Annotated in this window: 21 protein-coding genes and 2 pseudogenes; 12 read left to right on the forward strand and 11 right to left on the reverse strand. The window is 39.5% G+C overall.

Translation table 11 applies throughout. The features are described 5' to 3' along the window. Window positions 1-105 precede the first annotated feature (105 nt). The 3 genes from MSBRW_RS06660 to MSBRW_RS06670 all read left to right on the forward strand — a co-directional run bounded on the left by MSBRW_RS06660 (window position 106) and on the right by MSBRW_RS06670 (window position 3,799). Window positions 106-963 carry a hypothetical protein gene (locus MSBRW_RS06660; RefSeq protein ID WP_011308397.1) on the forward strand — a complete coding sequence of 286 codons (858 nt, stop codon included), beginning with the start codon at window positions 106-108 and terminating at the stop codon, window positions 961-963. 584 nt (window positions 964-1,547) lie between these two features. Next, complete coding sequence (locus tag MSBRW_RS06665; RefSeq protein ID WP_011308396.1) at window positions 1,548-2,015, forward strand: PadR family transcriptional regulator; 468 nt, start codon at window positions 1,548-1,550, stop codon at window positions 2,013-2,015. Between the two features lie 5 nt (window positions 2,016-2,020). Continuing rightward, on the forward strand, window positions 2,021-3,799 hold the full coding sequence (locus MSBRW_RS06670) for an MFS transporter (protein WP_011308395.1): 1,779 nt from the start codon (window positions 2,021-2,023) through the stop codon (window positions 3,797-3,799). A gap of 21 nt (window positions 3,800-3,820) precedes the next feature. On the opposite strand, the gene MSBRW_RS06675 is transcribed toward MSBRW_RS06670, so the two are convergent. From MSBRW_RS06675 to MSBRW_RS21915, 3 genes are all read right to left on the reverse strand, one after another. Further along, complete coding sequence (locus tag MSBRW_RS06675; RefSeq protein ID WP_011308394.1) at window positions 3,821-4,369, reverse strand: carboxypeptidase-like regulatory domain-containing protein; 549 nt, start codon at window positions 4,367-4,369, stop codon at window positions 3,821-3,823. A 627-nt stretch (window positions 4,370-4,996) separates the two neighbouring features. Further along, complete coding sequence (locus MSBRW_RS06680; RefSeq protein WP_011308393.1) at window positions 4,997-5,614, reverse strand: hypothetical protein; 618 nt, start codon at window positions 5,612-5,614, stop codon at window positions 4,997-4,999. A 113-nt stretch (window positions 5,615-5,727) separates the two neighbouring features. Then, window positions 5,728-5,892, reverse strand: a complete 165-nt coding sequence (locus tag MSBRW_RS21915; protein WP_155398138.1) for a hypothetical protein — start codon at window positions 5,890-5,892, stop codon at window positions 5,728-5,730. A 1,230-nt stretch (window positions 5,893-7,122) separates the two neighbouring features. On the opposite strand from MSBRW_RS21915, the gene MSBRW_RS21920 reads away from it, so the two are divergent. Next, window positions 7,123-7,338, forward strand: a complete 216-nt coding sequence (locus MSBRW_RS21920; protein WP_230669990.1) for a hypothetical protein — start codon at window positions 7,123-7,125, stop codon at window positions 7,336-7,338. A 158-nt stretch (window positions 7,339-7,496) separates the two neighbouring features. Here the strand turns inward: MSBRW_RS21920 and MSBRW_RS06685 are convergent, their stop codons facing one another. Beyond that, window positions 7,497-7,958, reverse strand: a complete 462-nt coding sequence (locus tag MSBRW_RS06685) for a peptidase associated/transthyretin-like domain-containing protein (protein WP_011308392.1) — start codon at window positions 7,956-7,958, stop codon at window positions 7,497-7,499. Window positions 7,959-8,000: 42 nt separating this feature from the next. Next, on the reverse strand, window positions 8,001-8,486 hold the full coding sequence (locus tag MSBRW_RS06690) for an Ig-like domain-containing protein (protein ID WP_011308391.1): 486 nt from the start codon (window positions 8,484-8,486) through the stop codon (window positions 8,001-8,003). Window positions 8,487-9,543: 1,057 nt separating this feature from the next. On the opposite strand from MSBRW_RS06690, the pseudogene MSBRW_RS24185 reads away from it, so the two are divergent. The 5 genes and pseudogenes from MSBRW_RS24185 to MSBRW_RS06710 all read left to right on the forward strand — a co-directional run. Next, window positions 9,544-9,844: pseudogene (locus MSBRW_RS24185) on the forward strand (transposase); the annotation flags it as partial. Beyond that, window positions 9,837-10,010, forward strand: a pseudogene (locus MSBRW_RS24190) (transposase); the annotation flags it as partial. The pseudogenes MSBRW_RS24185 and MSBRW_RS24190, both read left to right, overlap by 8 nt. 151 nt (window positions 10,011-10,161) lie before the next feature. Continuing rightward, the gene (locus MSBRW_RS06700) at window positions 10,162-10,935 is read left to right on the forward strand and encodes a class I SAM-dependent methyltransferase (RefSeq protein ID WP_011308390.1); all 774 of its coding nucleotides are present in this window, start codon (window positions 10,162-10,164) and stop codon (window positions 10,933-10,935) included. A gap of 894 nt (window positions 10,936-11,829) precedes the next feature. After that, window positions 11,830-12,438 (forward strand): imidazole glycerol phosphate synthase subunit HisH, encoded by a 609-nt coding sequence (hisH, locus tag MSBRW_RS06705; RefSeq protein ID WP_011308388.1) that lies wholly within the window; start codon window positions 11,830-11,832, stop codon window positions 12,436-12,438. A gap of 204 nt (window positions 12,439-12,642) precedes the next feature. After that, complete coding sequence (locus tag MSBRW_RS06710) at window positions 12,643-13,968, forward strand: AIR synthase-related protein (protein ID WP_048103045.1); 1,326 nt, start codon at window positions 12,643-12,645, stop codon at window positions 13,966-13,968. Window positions 13,969-14,222: 254 nt separating this feature from the next. Here the strand turns inward: MSBRW_RS06710 and MSBRW_RS06715 are convergent, their stop codons facing one another. Next, window positions 14,223-15,551: an NfeD family protein gene (locus MSBRW_RS06715; RefSeq protein ID WP_011308386.1), complete on the reverse strand. Its 1,329-nt coding sequence runs from the start codon at window positions 15,549-15,551 to the stop codon at window positions 14,223-14,225. Window positions 15,552-15,595: 44 nt separating this feature from the next. Then, complete coding sequence (locus tag MSBRW_RS06720) at window positions 15,596-16,390, reverse strand: slipin family protein (protein ID WP_011308385.1); 795 nt, start codon at window positions 16,388-16,390, stop codon at window positions 15,596-15,598. Between the two features lie 685 nt (window positions 16,391-17,075). Here MSBRW_RS06720 and MSBRW_RS06725 point away from each other — a divergent pair. Then, a complete protein-coding gene (locus MSBRW_RS06725) occupies window positions 17,076-19,208 on the forward strand; it encodes a DHH family phosphoesterase (protein WP_011308384.1) in 2,133 nt (710 codons plus the stop codon). Between the two features lie 566 nt (window positions 19,209-19,774). Here MSBRW_RS06725 and MSBRW_RS06730 read toward each other — a convergent pair. Together MSBRW_RS06730 and MSBRW_RS06735 are read right to left on the reverse strand one after the other, a co-directional pair. Next, window positions 19,775-20,389, reverse strand: a complete 615-nt coding sequence (locus MSBRW_RS06730) for an orotate phosphoribosyltransferase-like protein (protein WP_011308383.1) — start codon at window positions 20,387-20,389, stop codon at window positions 19,775-19,777. A 188-nt stretch (window positions 20,390-20,577) separates the two neighbouring features. Then, window positions 20,578-21,078, reverse strand: a complete 501-nt coding sequence (locus MSBRW_RS06735; RefSeq protein ID WP_011308382.1) for an NOB1 family endonuclease — start codon at window positions 21,076-21,078, stop codon at window positions 20,578-20,580. A 1,056-nt stretch (window positions 21,079-22,134) separates the two neighbouring features. Here MSBRW_RS06735 and MSBRW_RS06740 point away from each other — a divergent pair. After that, window positions 22,135-22,743: a sugar O-acetyltransferase gene (locus tag MSBRW_RS06740; RefSeq protein ID WP_011308381.1), complete on the forward strand. Its 609-nt coding sequence runs from the start codon at window positions 22,135-22,137 to the stop codon at window positions 22,741-22,743. Beyond that, complete coding sequence (locus MSBRW_RS06745) at window positions 22,736-23,287, forward strand: flavodoxin family protein (RefSeq protein WP_011308380.1); 552 nt, start codon at window positions 22,736-22,738, stop codon at window positions 23,285-23,287. Before MSBRW_RS06740 ends, MSBRW_RS06745 begins: the two co-directional genes overlap by 8 nt. Window positions 23,288-23,678: 391 nt before the next feature. Here MSBRW_RS06745 and MSBRW_RS06750 read toward each other — a convergent pair whose 3' ends face one another. Then, window positions 23,679-24,368, reverse strand: coding sequence for a DUF169 domain-containing protein (locus tag MSBRW_RS06750; protein WP_011308379.1), 690 nt, complete (start codon window positions 24,366-24,368; stop codon window positions 23,679-23,681). Between the two features lie 365 nt (window positions 24,369-24,733). Continuing rightward, window positions 24,734-25,060 (reverse strand): DUF6951 family protein, encoded by a 327-nt coding sequence (locus tag MSBRW_RS06755; protein WP_011308378.1) that lies wholly within the window; start codon window positions 25,058-25,060, stop codon window positions 24,734-24,736. Window positions 25,061-25,285: the final 225 nt, after the last annotated feature.

The following is a 25,285-nucleotide window of genomic DNA, read 5'->3' on the forward strand; positions in this document are numbered from 1 at the left end:
CTGGTTCTGGCTTTGTTTTATTAATCTTAACAACATATGAACCTCAAAAATTTTATATAGTCTCGAACCTGATTCTTTAGTACAAATTATGGGGGTAATGGTCGATTGAATAAATTACATCAGGCAGATCCAGAAATTAGGGAGGATTTGCAGGGAAGAATTGAGGTTTTTGATCAGAGCATAAGAAGTTTTGAAAAACGTCTCCGGGCAGTCGAGAGACGCCTTTCTATGGAAACTTCTCCTGAACTGCAAACTGGCAGAGTTTTCTCAGGAGATTTCTCAGGACTTTTTCCAGGGGAGAATGCAGGAAATACTGCTTTGCACTCCTCAATTTTTCCACAGGTTCCCTCGGTTTCTCCTGAAGCTTCTATTCGTGGAAATTCTTTTTTTTCGGATATAGTTCCTTCAGTTTCGGAAGGAAATATTTCAAATTTTGAAGTCAGTTCAGTACTTCCTCCAGGCGGGCCTTCGAATTTTTCTACATTTTCCGGGGAAAATTCCTCCGAGATGTCTGGAGCCGATTATAAAATCAAGAGCATAAATGAGGTTTTTTCAAGCCTCTCCGAAGGTCTCCGTTCCCTTCATTCGGCTTTATCCGAGCTTTCGAATTTTACCCATAACAACCTTAAACCCGAAATCGAAAAACTGGATATGGAGTTCCGTAACCTCAAGGTTCAGCAAGATGCAAAAAGTGAATATATAAAGGAACTTGAGTCCCGTGTAGAAATTCTCGAAAACCAAAACAGGCTTACTCTCGGCTCTATGAAAATTCCTTTTGAGATTTCAGGAATTGCCGGGTCTTCCGCACTTTTCCTTACTGGATTCCTTGTCTGGTCAGGTAGATGGGATGTCATAAAATCTCCTTATTTCTCCATCGTGCTTGCCGTATTGATGGCAGGAGCCGTTTTTATGAAGTTTTACATGGCCAACCGCAGGAAGAAAGTACTGACAGACAAGTTATGAAATATAAACAAGTTATGAAATACAGACAAGTTATGAAAAACAGACAAGTTATGAAATACAGACAAGTTATGAAAATATAGTCTCTACCGTAAAGATCTACTTCAATATTTACTTCAATATTTACTTCAATATTTACTTCAATATTTACTTCATTTCGAGAGAAACCAGAAGAATACCCAGAGATGAGCTCCAGAGAGAAGACCCATAAATGTATCGTTCCCAATTATTTAGTTGATTGTATATCCAGAGTACCTTAATGCTGTTCCCAGCCTATTATCTCTTTTCTGTGAGACTAAAGCATATCTTACAGTGAACCAAAAAATAATGTAACTATTCAGTCCTGGTAAGACCACACCAATAACTTCCTTTAGTAAGATTTAACTGGTAAATTTCAACGAATTGATCATCTCTAATAAGTATCAAATGATCCTACTTTTTCTTTTTTCATCATTAGTTATCTGGCATATCTATTACTTCAAAACTAATACGGTCTAACTAATTTTGATGATTAATAGTTACCAAAAAGATATAAATATTATATTATCCACCGCTATATCACTTGCCGATATATCGGGGTACGAAACATGGAAGAAAGCATCGATAATAATAATAAAATGTGTACAGAAATCAGGCGGGCTTTTCTCAAGTATATCGTACTGAAAATTATTAAAGAGAAACCTACTCATGGTTATGACATCATCAAAACGGTCGAGCTCCGCTCAAACGGGCGCTGGATTCCAAGTGCAGGCTCTATTTACCCAATCCTGGAAAAACTTGAGTCAAAAGGTTTCATCCAGAGCGAGGGGATCGAACGCAGGAAAGTATACACGATCACCCCCAAGGGAGTAAAAGGACTGGACCGCATGACACAGGAAAAACTGGAACTCCTGAACGAAATGTCCCGGATCGTTAACAATGTGATTGAAGGTAACGATAACAGTGATGCCGAAGGGAAGATCGGCAATGCCCATGATGTTAGACAGAAATCTGAGACGGCGCACGACTGTGATTTCCAGAATCAAGAAGACGAAAAAGAGAAAAACAGAAGGTAATAAAATTGAGTGAAACTCACAATGGGAAGAGTATTGCATACAAATGGGTTGCACTGTTTAATGTGACCCTTGCATCATTAATGGGCTCTATTAACGGTAGCATTATCCTGATCTCTCTGCCCGCAATATTCAAGGGAATCCAGATGAACCCAATGGCTCCAGGTGCATTCCAGTACTTGCTGTGGCTCCTGATGGGTTTTGGCCTGGTAACGGCTACACTGCTCCTCACTATTGGTCGGCTAGCAGACATGTATGGTCGGGTAAAATTGTTCCGTCTGGGATTCCTGATATTCGCTATCGGTTCAACCCTGCTCTATCTAACGCCTGGCACAGGCAGTGTTGGTGCTCTTGAGCTAGTTATTTTCAGGCTCATACAGGCTGTAGGCAGTGCATTCACTATAGCAAACGGCTCAGCTATTATTACAGATGCGTTTCCGGTCAGTGAGAGGGGAAAGGCTCTCGGCATAAATATGGTCGCATTCATGTCAGGTCAGTTCATTGGCTTGCTGCTGGGTGGTGTACTGGCGACATACAACTGGCGCTATGTGTTCCTGGTCAACATTCCATTTGCGGTTCTTGGAACAGTATGGTCCTACTGGAAGATGAAGGATATTTCGTTCAGGGCATCCAAGACCAATCTCGATATTGTAGGAAACTTACTTTTTGTCGGCGGGCTGACCTCACTTTTGATAGGTGTCACTTATGCCCTGATGCCGTACGAGCATGATGGTATCACCGATGCAATGGGCTGGAACAACCCCTGGGTAATGACAGCTTTAGGTGTAGGAATCGCATTGCTGATTGCTTTCCCGTTTGTCGAGAGCAAGGTGAAGAACCCAATGTTCAAGCTGGAGTTTTTCAAGATCAGGGCTTTTGCCTACGGATGTCTCGCCAGTTTTACTGCGGCTATTGCGCGAGGTGGTGCCATGTTCATGCTTATTCTTCTGCTACAGGGTATCTGGCTGCCACTCCATGGTTACCGCTTTGAGGACACGCCGTTATGGGCAGGTATCTATATGTTGCCTATGACTCTCGGCTTTATGATCATGGGCCCGATTTCCGGGATACTCTCGGACAAATATGGGCCTAGATGGATCGCCACTACCGGGATGACTATCGTTACATTTGCCTTTGTCGGGCTCTCGCTGCTTCCCTATAACTTCGACTACTGGGAACTAGGAATACTAATTTTCTTCATGGGTATTGGTAATGGTATGTTTGCCTCTCCTAACAGCTCATCGATAATGAATTCTGTGCCGCCTCAGAATCGGGGTGTCGCGTCGGGCATGTTGTCCACATTGGCGAATTCAGCCAGTACCCTGAGTATGTCCGTATTCTTCACCGTCGTGATTGTGGGAATTCAAAAAGCTTTCCCGGGCGCTATTCATGCCTCGTTAGCTAGCTTTGGGTCTGAACAGGTTATCCCTGCTGTGCAGCAGCTCTCCAGTTATCTAGCCAGTATGTCACCGACCAACGCTTTGTTCTCTGCTTTCCTGGGCTACAACCCTATGGATTCAGTTCTGAGCTCTATGAATTCGAGTATTGTTGGCTCAATACCGCAACAAATCGTGACCACACTGACAAGTAACTACTGGTTCCCACAGACATTACAGCAGGCATTCATGCCAGCGCTGCGGATTTCGTTCATAATCGGAGCTGTACTCTGTGGTATAGCTGCCGTGCTGTCGGCAATGAGGGGACAAAGGTATGTGTACGAGGCTCACAGCTCGGTTAGTAATGTTAACAAAGGTGATCTCGCAACAGTAGAAGAAACGCATTCCTAATTTTTGGCATACTGGATAGGATTATTGCTGTAATAAGCATAAATAAAAAGAGAATACGGAGAACAGAAAATACGGAGAACAGGAAGTACGGAGAAATAATGCAGAAGCAAGATCCAGTATCCTTCTTGCCTCAGACTCTTCCAGCATCAAATCTGTCCAGGGTAATTCAGCTCCGAAGCACCTCAGTAAATAATCGCTGGTGAAATCTCTGTATCCTTCTCTCATTACTTTTATCTTAATGTATCCTTCAGCTTTTCCCGGAGGCAGTCCGGGATTCAAAATTTTCAATATTACATTTCCTTCGAGATCTGTAACCCCTGAATAGGCTTTCTTCCTATCCGGACTCCAGGCAATCACATTTGCGTCCCCTATACCGCGATTCTCGCTGTCAAACACTTTTACAGGCAAGCTCAGGTTTGTTTCCGTATTACTGCCTCCCTCAGTGGACGGTAAGGAAAGTACACTCATATCTGCTGTAGCATACATAGGTTTTGGAGGAGTAGGGGCATTGCTAAGGGCCGAGAGAACTGCGCAAAATCCTATAAGACCTACAACAGTAAGAAGGGGCAAGGGACACCAGAAGAAGCGCAAAATTATTGGTGTATATCCCGGGTAGAAAACATGAGATTATATCCAGCAGGTAACCTCCGAGAACTGAATAAAAAGTAAGAGTAAGGAGACGTCTTCTACTCAGCCAACTGCCCAGAATTTGATTCAAACTATAGTAAAGATACACCAGAGATCGCAATTATAACTGTTTATAAATATTTTTAACATTTTTGGTAAAGAGATTGTTCTGGTCGCGTTCGTGAGTTATTGATTAATTATGAAACTAATTTTCTTACTAAAAATTCAGACAAGTTTTTCGAACATACTTAATTCGAACATCTGAAAACTTCCTCAACGCCCGAATGCTCACGAAGTGGGCAGATATCGGGTGGCCACTGCAGAAAATAAGAAAAATTTGCATCGATACTATTGCGTTTACATGTTGGTACATATCAGAAGCAGCCCAAAGAGCTCAGTATGAACGGATACTCGGATATACGGGTTTATTGCAATTTTTATAACATATCACTTTTGACTTTTCGGATAGGCTCTAAATGAAAGTTGTGGGCTGGTGAAGATGTATAGTTTCGCCCTTGCTTGGAGAGGGGACATGATGAATCAATAAGGCCTGCACACGTAGCGCAATTGTTACTTCCTCTTTCTTACATACATGACTGCCCCAAGCACTGCTGCAAGTACCCAGAAAGAGCTTATAAAGGGAGTACTTTTTAATTTAGTATCATTGGATTTTCCTTCCTGCTTGCTTGCTGTTTGTGTATTTTCTATAGTTTCAGTTTCGTTCGTCTTATTTCCGGCCTGACCTTCTCCTTGCCATTTACCCTGAGCTTTCAACTCCTCGATTACTGCATCCCTATCTGAAACAGGGTGTTTTCCTGGAACGCCGATACCAACACGGAAAAGTTGTTTATTGAGATCCACATCATTCAGCATCAAGAGAACTGACTCGTTCTGGATGAACTCAACTTCGACTTCGGTCTTTATATTAGTTCCCCTTTCGGATCTCACTTCTATAGTTTCTGTAGGCAGGGGGTTATAAAGCCACTCGCTAACTGTAATTGTAGCAATTGTATGGTCACGAAACATATCAACCTTACTTACTGTACCAATAACTATACGGTCAGAGTTGTTTACCTGGTACGGGATTTCTAATGCTTCTGAAGCAAATGAAGCTACTGCTAGATTTAAAGTCAAAAAAAGTAGAACGAATGTAAATAATAACATGGAAAATGAACTCAATCGTTTCATCAAAATTCTCCCATTCCTTATTGTAAAAGATAAAAGGATTAATCTCATATTCAACTTATTAATCCTAAAAAATTGTGTAGCCTTCGAAGGCTACTTGAATAGTTAAATTACTTTTAGATTGTACTCAGTAACTCTTCCTGACTAACAGTTTCATCAGGTCTTATAGCTTTTCCATCGTCAGTTAATGTGAATTTGCACCTGCATTGTTCCACGTATTTGTAGATGCAGTTAAAGCGCTTGACCAAGAACTCGGAATTGTTAAATCCTTCTGGATTCATTTATTTCACTCCTAGTTATTTTCCCCTAGGAGGCAGAATCAGACAAGCTTAAATATACGCAAAGCTAACATACTTACTGACTCTTATGCATACTTTATGGAGTTCGGGCGGTACCTGGAAAGCACTTCTGAACTCTATAAACTCTTTTTTATTAAATCCTTTATAAGTTTTCTGTGTAAATTATCAAACTGATTGTTTTTAGCATTCCTTTGAGTTAGTAAATGCTTTCTGATCTTTGATTGTTTGAGAGTTTGCACGGAAAGTTTATATAGTCCTACCTGCCGCGAGTATCCCCCAGATATCAATAAAAAAGAAAGGTATAATTATAGATATTAACTAAGATATATATTTATGAAATACTTCCCTAAGATAAAAATACATTTTACTATATTTCAATAAGTTAAACAAAAATACGCCATAGATGACGAATTTTTAATAGGAACAAAATTTTTGAGTTTACTAATTTTTATTACTTTAAACAACAAATTTTGGGTCGTATATTAGTAGATGGTTGATATTTTGTGTTTGAGTGTTTTTGCTCAAGTTACATCTGTTTTCTAAGCTTACCTGCATACAGGAAATTAAGTGTACACAAAGCAGAAAATGAGAGCGAAAAGCGAATTCGTGAGTACTAGAGGAAATATCAATTGATTATTAAGGGATTATCAATCGTTTGGTAAAGATTCTTATTACGGGATCGATGACAGTGGTATTCACTTTCACTTTGGTCCAAAAGATAACGTTTTATTAGAGATGATGGGAGATTCATATGTAGGCCTAGTTTTTGCGGAGTTCTTGCAATTTTAGTTCCTGTAGTGAGTGGTTATTGGGAGTTTTTGCAACATTATTAATTGCGAAGATCTCTTTGGTGGAATATACAGAATCTAACTCTAATGGAAGCCTTGACGTTTTAATAACCTACAAAACCTTACTAGTGAAGCTCCCATGTACTATAATGACGTCTGAACTACAACCTATACCTGTGAAAATTGGATCACACACGTATAATTTGTATAAGTAACTGAATTGTATTTTATATAAACAAAGCAGATAACTATAAGATCGAATTGCATATTTTATAGACCCTTGAAAGATGATTAGTTTTTTAATGGATATTAATCCTTATTTGCCCAATTAAATGTAGTGTCAGTCCTTCCCCAATTAAGATACGTTTGTTAAACAGTTTATTACTACGGGAGTGCAGAGGGTCACGAATATCCCATTCAAATCGTGACCACACTGGCAAGTAACTACTGGTTCCCGCAGACATTACAGCAGGCATTCATGCCAGCGCTGCGGATTTCTTTAATAATCGGAGCTGTACTCTGTGGCATAGCTGCAGTGCTGTCGGCAATGAGGGGACAAAGGTATGTGTACGAGGCTCACAGTTCAGTTAATAATATTAACAAAGGTGATCTTGCAACAGTAGAGGAAACACATACCTAAATTTGGCATACCGGGTAGGAATTATCGCAACGTAACAAGCATGAAAATACAGAGAACAGAAAGTACAGAGAACAGAAAGCAAGGAGAAATGATGCAAAAATAAGATTCAGTATCCTTTTTGCCTCAGACTTCTTCAGCATAAATATATCCAGAGTAATTCAGCTCCGAATCACCTTCAGAAAATAATCGCTGGTGAAATCTCTGTATCCTTCTCTCATTACTTTTATCTTAATATACCCTTCAGCTTTTCCCGGAGGCAGTCCGGGATTAGAAATTTTCAATATTACATTTCCTTCGAGATCTGTAACCCCTGAATAGGCTTTCTTCCTATCCGGACTCCAGGCAATCACATTTGCGTCCCCTATACCGCGATTCTCGCTGTCAAACACTTTTACAGGCAAGCTCAGGTTTGTTTCCGTATTACTGCCTCCCTCAGTGGACGGTAAGGAAAGTACACTCATATTTGCTGTAGCATACATAGGTTTTGGAGGAGTAGGGGCATTGCTAAGGGCTGTAAGAATCGTGCAAAATCCTATAAGACCCACAACCGTAAGCACGACAATCCTTATTGGAAGCCCCAGAGTTCCTGCTTCGTCGTGTTTGAATTTTTCACGCAGCATGTACGGCCCCTCCTTTCAGTTTTACTTTTGGAAGATGCACAATCACCTGGTCTTGATGATCATTACAGCATCTTTTTTCTCGTAGTCATAAAAACCGTCGGCTACAATTTTCAGGTCCATTGTTCCTTCATTCTGGTTAGGGTCAAGACTAACTTTTGCATTATCAGGCGTTGTTAGGGTAGCAATCCCGTCAGCATCCGTAGTACTTGATGCTGCTCCACCAAGCCCCCTCAAAATAACGTTTGCATTCCTTACAGGATTTCCGTCGTTGTCAGTTACCTTTACAACTGCGGTTATGTCAAAAGGGTTTTCTGCAGTACTGGCCTCCACTATTATTGAGTTTCCGTCCTCAAGGGTGCTTACACTAAGCCCTGCAGATTCCACAAATACCGACATGTCCTTTGTCGGGGTCGGCATGATCGAAATGAGTGTTGCAAGGGCAACCATCCCGACAACGAGCATAACCACAATATTGATCGGGAGTTCCATGGCTTTCTCATCATGTCTGATAAATTTAAATTTCTTCATATGTTCACCACTCTCAATAATTTTATTAAGTTATTAACACAAGACATTATTAATATTTTGCTACAGTTCTGTAATATCTCTTGAAGATTTAGAACAAGCGAAGAATGGAAGCCTGGCAGAAAATCGATGTTATAAATCGGATCCTTGAAAGCCTGGACCTGAATATGTCTCTGAGTTTAAAAAGAAAGATTAGCTCATAGTATACAACTGAAGCCTGTAAGATAGTAACACTTGCAGACCTCTGGAGAAGGCTAGAAACACTTGAGTGTGGCCCATTTCACATATAGAGTATATTTTTACATACGGAGTATATTTTACGTAGGTAATGGTGTATTAACTTCGGTTCCTTACGTCACCCGGAGGGCTCTCTCGAAGAGCTAGATAGCCTGTATATACCCGAACACGGAAAGAATCAGACATAGTGTAGCGAAGCGGAACCTATCTGCCACTTGACGCGCACAGGATGAACACGTATAACGGCGAGCGTGCAGTAAATCTTCACAAATTTGATTCTTTTCTTTGTTTTGTTACTTTTGTAAAGCTCACTCTTGGCATATATAGAATAGTTGACAGGGGTTTGCCAGGTGTCGTTTTTTTGTTACCATTATTGTTTTATTTGCTTTTTTGTTCCCTGTAGGCTTGTACTTACTTAAATTAATATAAAAATATTAAGTCCCGGTGAGCACTTTAAAAGGATTAATCGAGACTTTCCTGCCTTCTGATTTGAGGCATACAAAACACATATCTGCGATTATCTAGATCTAGATCTAGATCTAGATCTTTTACTCTATCAAGCATTTTTTTGAACTTTCTGTATTTTGCTGATCTTCTTTTTTCCTGGAGACTCCGTGTTCCAATTGCCAATCTAAATCAAAAACAAAAGCGTGCGCAATGCTTGAAAGTTTTTCGTTAGTATTCATATCAATCAATTGAACTCTAGCAGTAGCTAAAGAGTGCAATATAACCGTGATTTTCGTAAAATGTGATTGAGTTTTCTTTTATATTTTCATCATAATAAGCCTAAATGGCAGTGTAGTGAAAGTTCTGTAAAATATGATTGACTCTGTATCCTTTTTCTTCACCACAAAAAATAGGAAGCAGAGTCAATGGTTAATCTATTCTCATTCATAAAAGATTCTCTTGTCGATCAGGAAGATGGAATTCGCCAGTTAATTACCTGGTTTTTAAACCTTGTCATGGAGGAGGAAGCCCTCCTCCAATCTGGTGCACAACGTTATGAGCGTACTGCTTCACGGAAAGCCAGTAGACACGGCTACAAATCCCGAACTCTCCTTACTAAATATGGAGACCTTGAATTGTTAAAGCCCCAATTCTGTGAATTTCCCTTTGAAAATAAGGACAACGAATATGATGGAGAGAACTAACAAGGAGATAAAAAGAAGAAGCAAAGTTGTGGGAGCATTCCCAAACAAGGAATGAGTATTGAGACTGGTAGTCTCAATACTCATTGATATAAATGAAGACTGGATTACAGAAAATAGGCATATAGTGATGGAGCAGTAATCAAAAAAGAAGAATAAGGGGTATAGAGAAAATTTTACAGAAAAACAGGCACACTGCCCCAGAATCACGAAAAGGAAATGGACATTAACGTAATTACTAAATAACAGGAACATTAAAAATATCAACTAATTAATAAAGGAGCACCAGAACTTTGAATAAGACTTTTTTTAGAAAACACTGGTATGCTGATATCTATGAAAAACAGGTTATTCAAGCAGACGAAGTAAATTTTATTCTTTCGATTGTTGGAATTGAGCCTAAAAATATTCTAGATGTTGCTTGTGGTGGAGGGAGAATAACAGTACCATTGGCTAAAGCGGGACACAAGGTAACAGGATTTGATTCTGATAAATTTATGCTTGAGAAAATTTCAGCCCGGGCAAAAAGTCTATCAAATATATCTTTCTATCAAGCAGATGCTATCTTGGAAGACTGGGGAAATAACTTTGATGTTATCATTTTAGCTGGAAATATTCTTTTGAATATTGAATCAGAAATGCCTTATGAACAAGCTCAAGAGCTTTTTATTAAGAAAGCATCAGAAAGTGTAAAACAAAACGGCCATATGTATTTGAACTTTGATTGTTATGAAAGACCAGAACAGTCTTCAGAAAATAATGAGAAATGGGTTTGTTTTGAAGGCATTGACGATATCGGAACATACGGAAAATATATTGTCATTAGCGGTGACTACAGCAATGAAACACGTATAGACAAAAGTTCCCGTCGCTACGAAATCACACCAAAAGGTAGTGAAACGTTTACATTTGAAACGATATCAATCAAACATTTTCCAACATTTTCTCAAGTGAAAGGTTGGCTCGATAAATACGGTTGGGAAATTGTAAACCTTTATGGTGATTACGGAAAAAATCCTATGAGTACTAAAACTACTCGTGCAATTATCTGGGCAAAGAAAAGTTAAAACGATAACCAAACAGCCTATATATCCAGTTATGTAGCGACTGTTTATTCTTCCATACTTTATGCTATACTCCTCTCGATTGTATAATCTATTAAGAGCTCATCCCAAAACTTGATGTAACCTAATAATTGTCAAAACGTATATATTTCAAAAATAATTTACTGGAATTTTCCCGTATATATTCAAATCTGAAATATAATTCTAGATCAGTCTTGTAGTATGAATTATAACATAACCACGATATTGATCGGGAGTTCCATGGCTTTCTCGTCATGTCTGACCAATCTAGATTTCTGCACATTTTATCCCATTAAAAACTTTGCTAAATTATTACAATTAAATTCTATTAACATTTTGATAATATGGATTTACTCGTTTATTTTTAGTCAGGCATGTTTTTTAATAGCAGAACTTCTTAGTATTTTCCATAAAAACTATGTATTTATATAGTTCTTTTAACCATAATTTACTTATTATTGTAGAATAAATTTAACAATCAGAAACGAGGAGAAACAGTTTTTTGGCTCAAGAATGCTCTGACGACTCAGACGAATCGGATCGTAACCGTAGTTTCTTGTGTTTTTTAGGACTGCATGAATGGAAGCGGAAAAGTGGGGCATTGTTCTTTTTGCCAACAGTGCTCGAAAAACGCTATGAATGTATACATTGTGGCAAATACAAGGTGACTTTTGAAAGGGAGAATAGCTCTTATAGCCTTCCTGCGGGGAGGTCTTAACTGCAAAAGATTTTATAATCCCTTTATATTTTGTCTAATTTTTTCTTTTCATATTCTATCTTTCTTTTAATTGGTTTTCTTCTGTTCTTCAATGATCTTCGTGCTGTACTTTTCGTTATGCGTAAAGTTAATCTATCTTAACTTAGTTTGTTAAAGCTATGAAAAGAATTGTGATTCTCGATTACGGGCTTGGAAACCTCCGCAGTGTTCAAAAAGGGCTTGAACACGTCGGATCAAGTCCCGCAATCTCAGGGGATCCTGAGGAAATTCTTGCCGCAGACGGTTTAATTCTCCCGGGGGTCGGCGCTTTTGTGGACGCGATGAAGTGCCTTGACCCCATCAAAGGGACTATAGAAGAATACGCAAGGTCAGGCAAGCCGATGCTCGGGATCTGTCTTGGACAACAGGTTCTCATGAGTTCTTCGGAGGAAGGAAAGCTTACTGACGGGCTTGACCTTATTTCCGGAAAGGTGCTGCGCTTTCCAAAATCCGAACTAAAGGTGCCTCATATTGGCTGGAACAATATCAAAATCAAGCAGGACCACCCTCTGTTTGAAGGGATTCCTGACAACTCTTTCGTATACTTCGTCCACTCTTTCTATGTGGACACAGCATCTGAAAACACCCTTGCGTCCTGCAATTATGGGCTGGACTTTTCAGCTTCTGTCGTAAATTCTAAAGGCAATGTTATGGGTACCCAGTTCCACCCTGAAAAAAGTGGAGCTATCGGGTTGAAGATTCTGAAAAACTTTGTAGACATGTGCTGAAAGGATTTCTCAAAGGAATTTTCCCTTGGGCTCTATATTTATTTTTTCATTTTTTCTGGTTATTTACTTCTGATTCCTGTGCACTTTACACTAAAGTATCTGAAATCAACAGAATACCTAAAATAAATGGATTAATACTTGAATGCCAAACTATTCTGTCCTGTACAACTTTCAGGGCAGAAAGATCTGCAAGAGATGGTTACTATGGATATAGAAGGCTACGCAAAACGGGCTCTCAGGGAGAACCCTTCAAACGAAGCAGGGCTTGAAACAAAGCTTGCTTCCAGAATTCTTGAGATTAAGCATATAAGCCCAGAGAAGGCTAATGAGATCGCAGCTGCGGTCGTTTGTGAGGCAAAAGCAACACTTGATGTGAAAGGAGATGTGTTAAGCCCCACTTTCTCAGGAGTTTCAATGGGAGAATTCGGGGTAGGTTCCAGGGGTACAGGAGATTTTTACGTTCATTCCAAGCTTGGAGAAGTTATAGGCAAGACAGGGGCTGTTGTGGATAGCTCCCAGCTAGACGATTCTGGAGTTGTCAAAATTGGCGAAGACTACCTCGTGGTCACGATTGACGGGCTTCATTCTCGCCTGAGCGATTTTCCTTTTCTCTCGGGTTTTCATGTAGCTCGGGCAGCTCTGCGCGATATATATGCTATGGGAGCTCGACCTCTGGCAATGCTCTCCGATATTCATGTAGCAGACGACGGAGATGTAGCAAAGATCTTCGACCATATTGCAGGAATAACCACGGTCTCGGAACTTACCGGAATACCTCTTATTACAGGAAGCACGCTTCGAATCGGCGGGGACATGGTCATAGGTGAACGCATGACAGGCGGGGTTGGAGCTGTAGGCATAACTTCTTCTCTTACATCGCGGAACCGAACCGAAGCAGGAGACCTTATCCTTATGACCGAAGGCGCAGGTGGAGGCACGGTTTCCACAACTGCGCTTTACTATGGGATGCATGATGTTGTTGAGGAAACCATTAATATTCGTTTCCTGGAAGCCTGTGAGGCCCTGTTGCAGTCTGGGCTGCATAAGAAAGTCCATTCGATGACTGATGTTACGAATGGTGGGATCAGGGGCGATGCCAAGGAAATCTCAAAGACCGCAAGGATAAAACTGGTCTTTGAAGAAGAAAAGCTAAGGGCTCTTGTGAACCCAAAGGTGCTTTCAATGCTTGAAAGCCTGAAAATCGACTACCTTGGAGTTTCTCTCGACGCCCTGCTCATAATTGTTCCTCCTGCATATGCTGATGAAATCCTTGATACTGTCAGAGCTGCAGATATTAAAATTGATGTCATAGGACATGTTGAGGAAGGAAATGGAGCTGAAATATTCTTAAATGGCGAATGCCAGGACTTCACGCCAAGGTTTAGAGAGTCGGCATATACACCAGTTAAAAAAGTTCATGGAGAAGGAAATCCCAGAGGTTTTGAAGAAATGAGAGCAGCAATTGATAAGGCTGCGCTTGAAGCTATTGAAAAGAAACAAAAAGTCCTCGAAAAAATAAGAAGTAAATAAAGCCTTTTGAAAAAAGGCTTTAGCGAAAATTAGTAAAGTTGCGTAATCTAAGGTAAAATCAAAAACATTTTAAAAAAGCCTTTTAAAAAAGGCTTTAGCGAAAATTAGTAAAATTGCGTAATCTAAGGTAAAATTGAAAGACTTTTTTAAAAGACTTTAGCGAAAATTGGATGAATCAGGTTAAATCCTGAAATTAGTAACTTTGCAATCTAAGGTAAAAGAAAAAAGAAATTGAGCTGGGAAAAAGGGAATAATTACATTTTTCGTTTTACTAAAAGGGTTTCCCTTACTTTTCCAGTGATTTCTACCTCTACATTTGGTTCAATTTCCTCTTCTGAACGAGCTTTCCAGTATTCTCCTTTATAGCGGACAAAACCTGTCTTTTGAGGCCCTAAAGGATCTATTGTTTCGGCAGTTTCCCCTATAAACTCTCCAATAACCGGTTTTTTCTTTCTGCTCTCTGTTACTTTGTAGATTGCAAAAACCAGGAACAATCCGAAAACAACCGTAGGGGCAACAACCGTCAGGGCAAGAACCTTTCGAAATTCGGGAGTGTAAATATTTTCGCTTCCCATAGGTACAAGGAGTATACTTCCTATTACGAGGCTGATTAGACCCGCAACCCCGAATATCCCAAAACCAGGTACTTTAATTTCAATAATCAGAAGTCCTATTCCTAAGAGAATGAGGAAAATTGCCCCTATATTGATATCAAAGCCTGTTCCCATCAACCCGAGTGCGATTGAAATGAGTCCAAAAATTTCTGCTCCGGCTCCCGGACTTGAGATTCCAAAAATTAGCCCATAAATTCCCAGGGTCAAAAGAAGGGAAGAGATAATCGGGTTTGAAATGAGTCCTAAAAGGGAGAGAGAAAATGGAGGTTCATAGTTTTCTATCCCTGCATTTTCGGTTTGCAGGACTTTTCCTTTTATCTCCTGCCCGTCAATCTGTGTCAGCAAATTCGGAATAGAAGGAGCTACATATTCTATTACGCCAGTCTGTAGGGCTTCTTGTGCGTCGAGATTTTTATTTTTCGTTATGACTTCTTCTGCAAAAGTCTCGTTTCTACCGTGCTTACCGGCTGTTGCAACCGAAAATTTGACAAGGGCATTTATTATTTTCTCATCTGTTATGGGTTTTGTTCCCTCTATAGACACCTGAACGGGCTGAGCCGATCCTATAACCGTGAAAGGCGCCATTGCAGCAATATCTGTTCCCATGAGGATGAGAGTCCCGGCTGACCAGGCTTTACCACTTTCAGGCACATACCCGATAACAGGCACGCTCGCATTCTCAATTGCGCTTATGATTGTTTGAGTTTCATCCAGGCCTCCGCCTGGAGTATTCAAGCTAATTACAAGAGCCTCAAAATTTTCATTTTCAGCTTTTTCTATCGCATCTGCTATAATATCATCTGAAGCTGGTGTAATGGCCTCGGATACTTCAAGCACAAGTACTTTCTGTTGAGGTCCTGCATCCCCAGATGGCATAGAAACGGCTATGAGGACGAAACACAGGAATAAAATAAAGAAGAGATGTGGACCTCTTTTTACAGACATGGTTATCGGCCTTTTCTTGCTCATCCATTTATTTCAGTTCTTTTTGCTGATTTTAATCCTTTTTATGCTTATTTTTGCCTTTGCTGCTCTTTTCTTTCGGCAATAGATGTAGATAAAGCCGCTATATTTCCGGATTCAAAAGCCTGGGACTGGGTAACTACTATGAGGTTCTTTTCCCTGGAAATCTCGGCTAATGTTTGCAGTTCTCTCAATTTGATTGCTGCAGATACTCCTTCATAGGAAGTTGCAGCTTCTCTCATTTTTTGCGCAGCCTGAGATTCTCCTTCCGCAAGGATAATCCTGGCACGTTTTTCTCTTTCAGCTTCAGCCTGTTTGGCAATTGCTCTCTTCATCGTATCAGGCAGGGAGACATCTCTAATTGTAACTCCTGTAACCTTAATACCCCAGGGATCGGTATACTTGTCCAGAAGCTCCTGAATTTGCTTATTAATATTTTCTCTTTCCGAAAGCAATTCATCAAGTTCCATCTGTCCCATAACGTCTCTCAGAGTAGTCTGTGAAAGGGTAGAAGTTGCAAACATGTAATTTTCAACCTGCGTTATGGCAGCTCCAGGCTCTATGACCTTATAATAAACAACCGCATCTACTTCAACCGTGACGTTATCTCTGGTAATTACGGCCTGCTTGGGTACATCGATTGCAACAACTCTCAGATCTATTTTCAAAGCTCTATCGACAATTGGGATAATCAGAAAAATCCCGGGACCTTTTACATCACTGAGGCGGCCCAACCTAAAAATAACTACTCTCTCATATTCGTTAACCATTTTTATTGATTGTGAGAGTATTAATATTACAACCAATAATACAGGAATGTAGATTTGACTGGTAAAGATACTCATAATTTTTGTGACCTCTCATTCCATTAATATTTAAATTAGACTTAATAATAACTAGGTATTCATTATTCAGACAATCAATAATAATCTTTCTATAAAGTAAGTATTCATAATTCAAAAAGTTTGTACCCAGAACTCTACAAACATCTGAATAGCCATATTATTGTACTATTATTACTATTATTATTATATTCAGACAATCAATAATAATCTTTCTATAAAGTAAGTATTCATAATTCAAAAATTTTGTATCCTGAACTCTACAAACATCTGAAAAGCTATATTATTGTATTATTATTTATTATTACTTCCTTCTCTATATTCTCAATTGAATTCACTTTTCAGATTTTGAGCGATATCGGAGAAGGAAATAAATGTCAAAAATGCAGATTCCTGATTGGATGAAATTATGAAGAAACTGCGAGAGACCTATTCTGATAAATAGTTGTCTCTGAAAACACTTATATTTGGAACATAGAAAATATAAAACAGGAAAAAGTGAGTTAAAAGGGAAAAAGAAACAGAATGATATTGATTTTTGGTCCTGATAAGGCCGCAGAGTTAGATCGGCATACTTAAAAGCTGACAATAAGAACGAGAAACACTGTCAGGTTCAGAAACGCGTTCTGAGCCGCAAACAGTAGGTCAAGAAAACGCAGGTTCGGAAGAACCATTGGTGTTGATATTAATGATTAAGGAATGTCCAGACTGCCACGGGCGTGGCTATGAAGTTGTTTCAACTGAAATCTGCCCTCAGTGTAAGGGCAAAGGTAAATCAAAATCAATTGATTTCATGAAAATGTCAGAAAAAAATCTTGACAGCATTTTAAAAAATGGTGCTGCATGTGAGAAATGTAAAGGTACTGGAAGTATTGAAGTAACAACTCCCTGTAAAACCTGTAATGGTCTTGGAAAGATATACACATGCAAGGTTTGTGGAGCACGTATCGAGAACCCTCAGGACCCCGATGAAGAAGTATGTGATTCCTGTTCCCATTCTCAGTATGTTTATGCTCTTGACGAGTCCTGCGACCTTAAGGACGTGGAAGCAGGAAAACTTTACCACGGGGTAGTGAGCAGTAAAGCTTCTTTTGGGGTCTTTGTCGACTTTAATCCTCATGTAAGAGGACTTATGCACTCTAGCAATATCGTTGTTTCTCCTGAAGTAGGGGATTCCGTGATTGTTCTGGTAAAAAGCATCAAGGCCGGAGGAAAGCTGGATCTGATACCTAAAACCATTAAAAAATACGAAACTGTCGAGCTTGAAAAGGAGCTTCCACTCAAGAATTCAGCTGAAATCGACTCCAGTATGAAAGGCAAGCTCCTCAGAATCGAAGGAGAGGTAATTCAGGTAAAGCAGACCAGCGGGCCCACGATTTTCACAATTAGCGATGAGGGAGGCTTTGTGCCCTGTGCAGCCTTTGAGAGTGCAGGGAAAAGGTCCTATCCGCATATTGATGTAGGAATGATTGTTTCCATTACCGGAGAAGTGACTCTGCGAGATGACCAGATCCAGATCGAGGTCATGAGCATGAAATTGCTGACAGGAGAGAAGGAAGCAGTTGTCAAGGGCAGAGTTGAGAGAGTAATTGATGAAAAGGCATCTCCTGCGGATATTCCTTTCCTTGTCCAAAGCGAGATTATGGAGAAACTTAAACCCAGGATGCTCCATGTTGCCAAAGAAATCAAAAAAGCTATTCTCCATTCAACCCCGATTATTCTAAGGCATCATGCCGATGCTGATGGCATTACTTCGGCAATTGCAATTGAAAGGGCGATCCTGCCCCTTATTACGGAAATTGGGGGAATGGATGCGGAATATTATTTCTACAAGCGTGCTCCGTCCAAAGCTCCTTTTTATGAACTTGCCGATGTTACGAGGGATATTTCGTTTGCGCTTGAAGACCTTTCCAGACATGGGCAGAAAATGCCGCTTATAATTCTCGTAGACAACGGATCAACAGAAGAAGACGTACCTTCAATGCGGCAGGCCAAAGTCTATGGAATCGATATGCTTGTTATCGACCACCATCATCCGGATGAGATTGTTGACCAGTACCTGATAGGGCATGTAAATCCTGCGCATGTAGGAGGGGATTTCGGAGTCACTGCCGGAATGCTCTGTGCTGAAGTCGCTCGTATGATTAATCCCGACATTAGCGATACAATAAAACATCTCCCAGCGGTTTCAGCAGTCGGAGACCGTTCAGAAGCTCCGGAAGCTGAAAGGTATATCTCTCTTGTCTCGGACCGTTATACTCTTGAAGAGTTGAAGGAAATGGCTCTGGCCCTGGACTACGAACAGTTCTGGCTGAAATTCAGTAGTGGAAAGGGCCTTATCGATGATATTCTGGACCTTGGAGATCATGAAACCCATAAAAACCTTGTTTCCCTGCTATGCGAACAGGCAAATACCATGATCCAGGACCAGCTTGAGACCTGCCTCTTTAATGTAAAGTCCCAAAAACTGGCAAATGGAACCATCATGAACGTGATAGACGTTGAAAACTACGCCCAGAAATTCACCTTCCCGCCACCAGGAAAGACTTCAGGAGAAGTTCATGACGTGCTTACCAAAAAATATCCGGATAAACCCGTGGTAACCATTGGATACGGCCCTGACTTTGCGGTCATCCGTTCAAAGGGTGTGCTCATGAATATTCCGAAAATCGTCAGGGAACTCAGGGAAGAAATGAAAGGTGCAGGTGTCAGCGGAGGAGGACATCTGGTTGTAGGCAGTATCAAATTTGTAGAAGGAATGAGAACTGAGGTGTTATCAAGGCTTGCCGAAAAGATAGCAGCCACCGAGGTTGAATATTAAAGGGCTTTAATAGCCTCTTTCCTTCCTTTGCTTCTATTCTGGATAGAAAAATTCTATTCTTAAATAGTCTATTTTTAAGAAATTGGGTTTCTGAATAAATTATTCTCAAAAAGTTATAATCTTAAAACATGTTTATTTAAAACCTACATTCCGCAGTATTTTTTGAAAATCAATATTTTTCCTGATAGCGTTTTTGGAACAGAGTAAATAATTTGGATTTTTAATGGTATTTGGTGAAAATTGAATGATATCATTTTTGGTCTCTAAATACACCACATCGTTGCTTTTACCTACTGCATAAAAGTCCAATAAATCTACATTTGATTGAAAATCGATAGCAGTAAAAATATGAATTTACGTAAATTTACTGCGGAAAGTGGGTTAAAAGGTTCTAATTTTTACATAAAGTTCCTTTGAAATGACTCCTCAGACTATTTTTCATAAAATAATAAAGACAATCTTAATTAAACACTAATTTTAAAAAATACTGCAAGTTCTGGGAAACCTTTCACTTGGAAAGGCTCCCATACAAAAAAGTAATTAACAGTTTATCCTTGCTTTGCTTTTTAGTCCAGGCGTACAATCCTTACAAGAGACCGGATCGGGACATTAGCAATCATATCTGCGCCTTTTTTATCTACGAGAACTGCTACAGCTCTTGGCTTTGCGCCCATTTCCCGAAGCTGCTCAATGACTTCCATAGTTGTAGAACCGGTGGTAATAACATCGTCTACGATCACACAGTTCTTGCCGGCAACGCCTCCGAAGTTTCTACTTATTGTTCCTTTTTGACCTGGCTGGACTACATCCTGTCCTTTACGGGAATGATACAGGGCAAAATCAGCTCCCAGTTCATTTGCCATCATGCTTGCTAGGGGAATGCCGCTTGCAGCGACACCGACAACAACGTCGACTTCGGCGTTTGTTTCTTCCAGAGTCTCAAGCACCATGTCGCAAAGCGCAAGTGAGATGTAGTGGAGTCGTGTAGCACTTTTTCCTATGTTGCTCCAGTTTACGGAAATATCCTTTGGAGCGGGGGCTGCTACTTCTTTTTTCGAACGGGTTAAAAGCCAGGTAACCGTTTCCCTTGAAACATTGAGTTCATCGGCAATCTGGCCGGTTACAAGCCCGTTACTCTGCAATTCCACAGCTTTCTGGATTAAATCTTCTATGTTCTTCATGCCTCCATTCCCACCTGAATTTTTATCTGGCTGTATTTTTCGGCACATTTTTCGGCACTTTTTTGGCACATTTTGCAACTTATTCACAATGTTTGCCTCGAATACTGCCTGGAAAACTATATTCAAATGTACATTCTCTCAATTAAAGACACTATTACATTATCAAGCATTATATCTTTTTCTTCAGCTCAAAAATAACTCTTTTCTTTTCTACTTTTTTTCCTTTTCTTTTTAAGGGGGGAACCACAGATAGGGCAGACATCCCCTTTGTCAAAAGTTTTTTTACAGCCTATACACTGCTTTTGCCAGATAATAATATCCTTTATTTTTTTCTGGGCAATGGGTTTAACCTGAATTCCAAGCTGCACAGCAACGTTCTGGACTGCATAATCGTCCGTAAGCAATATGCCCCTGTCTTTATATTCAAGAGCTTTTGCGAGGATTTCAAGGTCCGTTTTTGAGAGCTCTTCGGAGTCACGCGTGTGCTCAGCCATTTCCCGAACCTCTTTTACCATTTCGGGATCTGGCCATTCCACACGTAACCCTCCTTCTTTTGCAAGATCAAAACGAAGTGCGGAGTCCCTACTTTTCAATTCTTCCGTAACCGAAGGAACGGTAATTATGAGGGAACTGTCCAGGTCACAGTTTCCCATTATAAAAACAGCTGAGTCTGCTATGTAATAGGTCATTTTTCTTCTCTTTTCTCTTTTAGTATATAATTGATTCCCGTCTTGGTAGATTTGTGGCTCTATAGCCCAAGTTCTGTCTCGGGAAGACAGTGCTCCTTTCAGCAGTTTGCGCTCTTTAGTGTTCCCCAAATTTCGTGTCTTGAGCATGGAACCGGTTTGCTTACTTTGCTTACTCGAGAGGACTAACTCATGCGAAGTTTCAAAACTCTATTTTCCAGCATGCAGTGAAGCCTTTCAGTAACATGTTATACGTAGCAAAAATTATGGAATTCATTCTGGGCTGTCCTTCCTATCTTGAGCTAAAGTAATATATATACGTAGCAAAAGTGATAGTAGTATGCCATATTAGATAAATAAAAATTCTGACTCAGTATCAAAATCCAGTGATGAACATAAAATTAAAAATCACTAGATTTTGTAATTGGTCCCAATCCTTGAAATACAATTTAGGGATTGAAGTATTTAGATGCCGAATATTGATGTTGATGAAAACCGGATTTTTCTTGCGGATTAAGATTTTCAATCAAGAAATGCAAAAATCACTAGATTTTGGAACATAGTCAAAAATTCTCCAAGTATTATATTTAAAAAAACTTGTTATTTTTTCCAGTGTTCTTAGTTCTACTTTTTCGGGGAAGCTAAACTTTCACTTGATAAAGAAATAGGTTCAAGATAATTAATCTGGTTTTCAGGTTAAGTTCTGTCGCCGTTTAGCTATCAAAATTGCGCCTCAGATGTCTGTTCCTTTATTCAGAAAGAAAATAACCATTAGAACAGTTGAAAAACAAAAAATAGTTCTTACGCTTTTTGTATTAAAGCTTTTATATCAAATACTGTAATAAACACAAGACAATTACTTCAACAGACAATTTGTTTCAGTGTGAAAAATTGTTCAACATTTATAGTTCTGTTTTGTAATTATATCTAAAAAGCCTACTCCAAAATATATATCCAAAATATATACATCAAAAACATAATGTAAAGCCCATACGGGATGGCTGCTTCCTACTACAATCATAAAACTTAAAGTGGTATCGTCAATTTATCGAAGTATATATGGAATTTAAAATGAGAGAGAAAGAAAAAATGCTAGCAGGCAAACCGTATAGAGCTTTTGGGGAAGAACTAGTCGCAGAACGTCAGGCTGCAAAAGAATTGATTTTTGAATTTAATTCTCTTCATCCAAGTAAAATTGAGCAACGAAACAAAATCATTCAAAGACTCTTTGGCAAAACGGGCAAAAACTTCATTATTGAACCACCCTTTCGCTGCGATTATGGATACAATATCTCCATAGGAGAGAATTTTTACGCCAATTATAATTGCACAATTATCGACTGCGCTAAAGTTACCATCGGTGACAACGCTTTTATCGCACCCAATGTGAGTCTTTTTACTGCAGGACATCCCGTACATTCCGATATACGGAATTACCAGTTAGAATATGCCACCCCTATTTTTATAGGCGATAATGTTTGGCTTGGTGGTGGTGCTATTGTGAATCCGGGTGTTATCATTGATGATAACGTCGTCATTGGTTCTGGAAGTGTAGTAACAAAGGATATTCCGGCCAATGTAATCGCTGTTGGCAATCCTTGTAGGGTGAAACGCAAAATTACAGAAAAAGATAAAACTAATTTTTTGGAGATGATGCATAATGACTAAAAATATACTGATACTTACTGGTAGTCCACGGAAGAACGGAAATAGCGATATGTTAGCAGATGCCTTTATGAAAGGAGCACAGGAAAAGGGACATACAGTAAATAAACTAGAAGTGGCAAAACTCAATGTTAATGGATGTAAGGCCTGTATTATGTGTTGGACAAAGGATAGGGCCTGTGTTCAATGTGACGACATGGAGGAAATTGAACCACTACTCGAGAATGCAGATATGCTTGTACTAGTTTCCCCGTTATATTTCTTTGGGATTTCTGCACAATTAAAAGCTGTAATTGACAGGTTTTGTGCCTACTGTGTGAATAGCCGTAAAAAATCTCTGAAAATAACGGAATCTGCTTTGATTATGTGCGGAGCGTGCGATGACAAACGGTTTTTCAGCGGTGCTATAGATACCTACAAGCATACGGCAGATTATATGAAATGGGAAGACAGGGGTATCTTAATAGCTACCAGTGTATCAGCAAAAGGAGATATTTTACAAGGAGATTGGCTAACTAAAGCGCAAGCTTTTGGCACTAGCATTTAAAGAACTTATCCTTTTCCACAAACCGAGTTTCACTACACTCCACAAACCGAGTTTCACTACACCCTAATTGCGTCTCGGGAATAAGTTGCCCTTTTGCTACGCTTCACTCAAAAAGACTAATTTATGGTTTTGAATCTTGATCCTCTTTAATGGATTAATTTACGGTTCAGGATTGTTTTTCCATTGTTTTATTCTGAATTACGCCTTAAATAACGAAAAAAAGTTAGTATTTGTTCAAAAAAGATGGAAGTTAAGTTGTTTTGGGGTTAGATATATACAAAAGTTTTTGCCTCTATATTTGACAAGCCCTTTCACGATTTTTTTTGGAAACATCTTGAAAGGGCTTGAAAATGAATAAATTTTTATTTAAAACAGATTCGCTTTTCGCAACTTACTTTGGGCAAATTTCCTTGAGGCCGGTGGCTACATCAGCCAGGAGTTCAATGGGAATTCCCATAATCATTTCTTCGTCTGCGATTTTGGAGTATGTTCTGCTGCCACTGCAGCCGACTGTGACTCCGATTTTGCCTTCTTTGTATACATTCACAACCCCGTCGGAGCACAGACTCTGCTTTCCTGCAAAACTCGCTTCGACCCTGCCTCCGGTTTTGTACATTGCAGCCTGCGTAAGTAGCATTATTTGTTTAGGATTACCGATAATCACAACAACATCGGGGATAAAAGTGGCTTTTTCCAGAGGAGAGTACAGGATAGCTTCTGTTGATTTTGGGGGAAGCTTGGGAACTCTTTCAAGGGTACGCCTTGCAGCGCCCTGGGTGCTGAACTGTTTGAGTTTATTAAAATAAAATTCTCCACTTGCGACTTTTGGAGGCATTTCGCCAAGGCCCATTGCGCCAGCGCCACCTTTACACATCTGGTCTTCGACAAGGGTATAGAACTCTTCGCCTGTTCTTCTCACTCTGTCAACCAGCTGGCAGTGCCTCATAGCTTCATCTACTTCTTTCATTCCTTCAGGAATTTCCCCTCCTTTCGGGATCAGCTTTACTGCAACAGGAGAAGTCTTCAGTTTCAGGCAGTCTACAAGTTCTTGTCCATATTTATTTATCTCTTTTACATCCATGCTCTCGCCTCGGGTTTTGAAACTTTTGTTACTTCCAAGATAGCAATACTGTTTTAGTGTTTCGTAAGCGTTGTCAAAAGTCGTTTGTCTAGTTGTCTAGTTCTGGGCAAATTCTAGTTCTGGGCAAATAAGACATGACAATTTTTGATCAAAATATTCCTAAAAAGTTTAAGAGTTGTCTTCTCAGTTACGGGCAAATTCTTGCCAGTTACAGACAAATAATACATGATAAGATCCGATATAAGTATTCCCGAGTTTATATGTATACAGGTAGTTTCTCACAGTACTATCATTTTCAGCTGATTTTTTTCAGTACTGTGGATATTTCCAAAGGAAATATCTGAGTTGTTTGGAGTACGGGAAATTTACTCCAATTTATCAAAGATAATTTCCATCTTTCCCATTTCTCGAGCAAGATTCTTCGAAATCATGCCATTTTCGAGCCAGCAAGCGTTCATTACTGCTGCCGGGACAAGACAAGTAGGTGTAAGGGGTGATTCAGCTGATTTCTGGCTAAGAATGTTTTCTGGCCCTCCCATAAAGTCTTTCATTTCCATATCAAAATGTGTACCCCATTTTCGAAGTTTTTTGCATGTGGACTTAATATGTATGTGCGTGCTCTTTCCCTCTTTAGTGGCAATTATCTTTGTCTTATGTCCACATATTGTATTCAATGAAATCTCTGTAACCATTATTTTCTCTCCTTGTTGTTTCTCCTGAAACATCGGGTCTTTTTTTAGCATTAAGAATTTAAATTGGAAATTAATATTTCAACTTTAACTTGCAACAGATTTATTCATCTTAGATATTCACCTTAAATTTATTTACCTCAAATCCATTCACTTTGGATTCATGCATCTTCGGTTAAGTGAGGAATCGTGATAAATTGCCTCAATTTCCCCAATATTTTCCAAATA

The sequence above is a fragment of the Methanosarcina barkeri str. Wiesmoor genome, from assembly GCF_000969985.1.
In the GTDB taxonomy this organism is placed as follows: domain Archaea; phylum Halobacteriota; class Methanosarcinia; order Methanosarcinales; family Methanosarcinaceae; genus Methanosarcina; species Methanosarcina barkeri_B.

What these genes read in the sequence shown, in the direction of transcription:
- MSBRW_RS06665 (WP_011308396.1), top strand. Translation starts at nt 1,548, where the DNA reads ATGGAAGAAAGCATCGATAATAATAATAAAATGTGTACAGAAATCAGG.
- MSBRW_RS06680 (WP_011308393.1), bottom strand. Translation starts at nt 5,614, where the DNA reads ATGAAACGATTGAGTTCATTTTCCATGTTATTATTTACATTCGTTCTA.
- MSBRW_RS21915 (WP_155398138.1), bottom strand. Translation starts at nt 5,892, where the DNA reads ATGAATCCAGAAGGATTTAACAATTCCGAGTTCTTGGTCAAGCGCTTT.
- MSBRW_RS06685 (WP_011308392.1), bottom strand. Translation starts at nt 7,958, where the DNA reads ATGCTGCGTGAAAAATTCAAACACGACGAAGCAGGAACTCTGGGGCTT.
- MSBRW_RS06690 (WP_011308391.1), bottom strand. Translation starts at nt 8,486, where the DNA reads ATGAAGAAATTTAAATTTATCAGACATGATGAGAAAGCCATGGAACTC.
- hisH (WP_011308388.1), top strand. Translation starts at nt 11,830, where the DNA reads ATGAAAAGAATTGTGATTCTCGATTACGGGCTTGGAAACCTCCGCAGT.
- MSBRW_RS06710 (WP_048103045.1), top strand. Translation starts at nt 12,643, where the DNA reads ATGGATATAGAAGGCTACGCAAAACGGGCTCTCAGGGAGAACCCTTCA.
- MSBRW_RS06715 (WP_011308386.1), bottom strand. Translation starts at nt 15,551, where the DNA reads ATGAGCAAGAAAAGGCCGATAACCATGTCTGTAAAAAGAGGTCCACAT.
- MSBRW_RS06720 (WP_011308385.1), bottom strand. Translation starts at nt 16,390, where the DNA reads ATGAGTATCTTTACCAGTCAAATCTACATTCCTGTATTATTGGTTGTA.
- MSBRW_RS06725 (WP_011308384.1), top strand. Translation starts at nt 17,076, where the DNA reads ATGATTAAGGAATGTCCAGACTGCCACGGGCGTGGCTATGAAGTTGTT.
- MSBRW_RS06730 (WP_011308383.1), bottom strand. Translation starts at nt 20,389, where the DNA reads ATGAAGAACATAGAAGATTTAATCCAGAAAGCTGTGGAATTGCAGAGT.
- MSBRW_RS06735 (WP_011308382.1), bottom strand. Translation starts at nt 21,078, where the DNA reads ATGACCTATTACATAGCAGACTCAGCTGTTTTTATAATGGGAAACTGT.
- MSBRW_RS06740 (WP_011308381.1), top strand. Translation starts at nt 22,135, where the DNA reads ATGGAATTTAAAATGAGAGAGAAAGAAAAAATGCTAGCAGGCAAACCG.
- MSBRW_RS06745 (WP_011308380.1), top strand. Translation starts at nt 22,736, where the DNA reads ATGACTAAAAATATACTGATACTTACTGGTAGTCCACGGAAGAACGGA.
- MSBRW_RS06750 (WP_011308379.1), bottom strand. Translation starts at nt 24,368, where the DNA reads ATGGATGTAAAAGAGATAAATAAATATGGACAAGAACTTGTAGACTGC.
- MSBRW_RS06755 (WP_011308378.1), bottom strand. Translation starts at nt 25,060, where the DNA reads ATGGTTACAGAGATTTCATTGAATACAATATGTGGACATAAGACAAAG.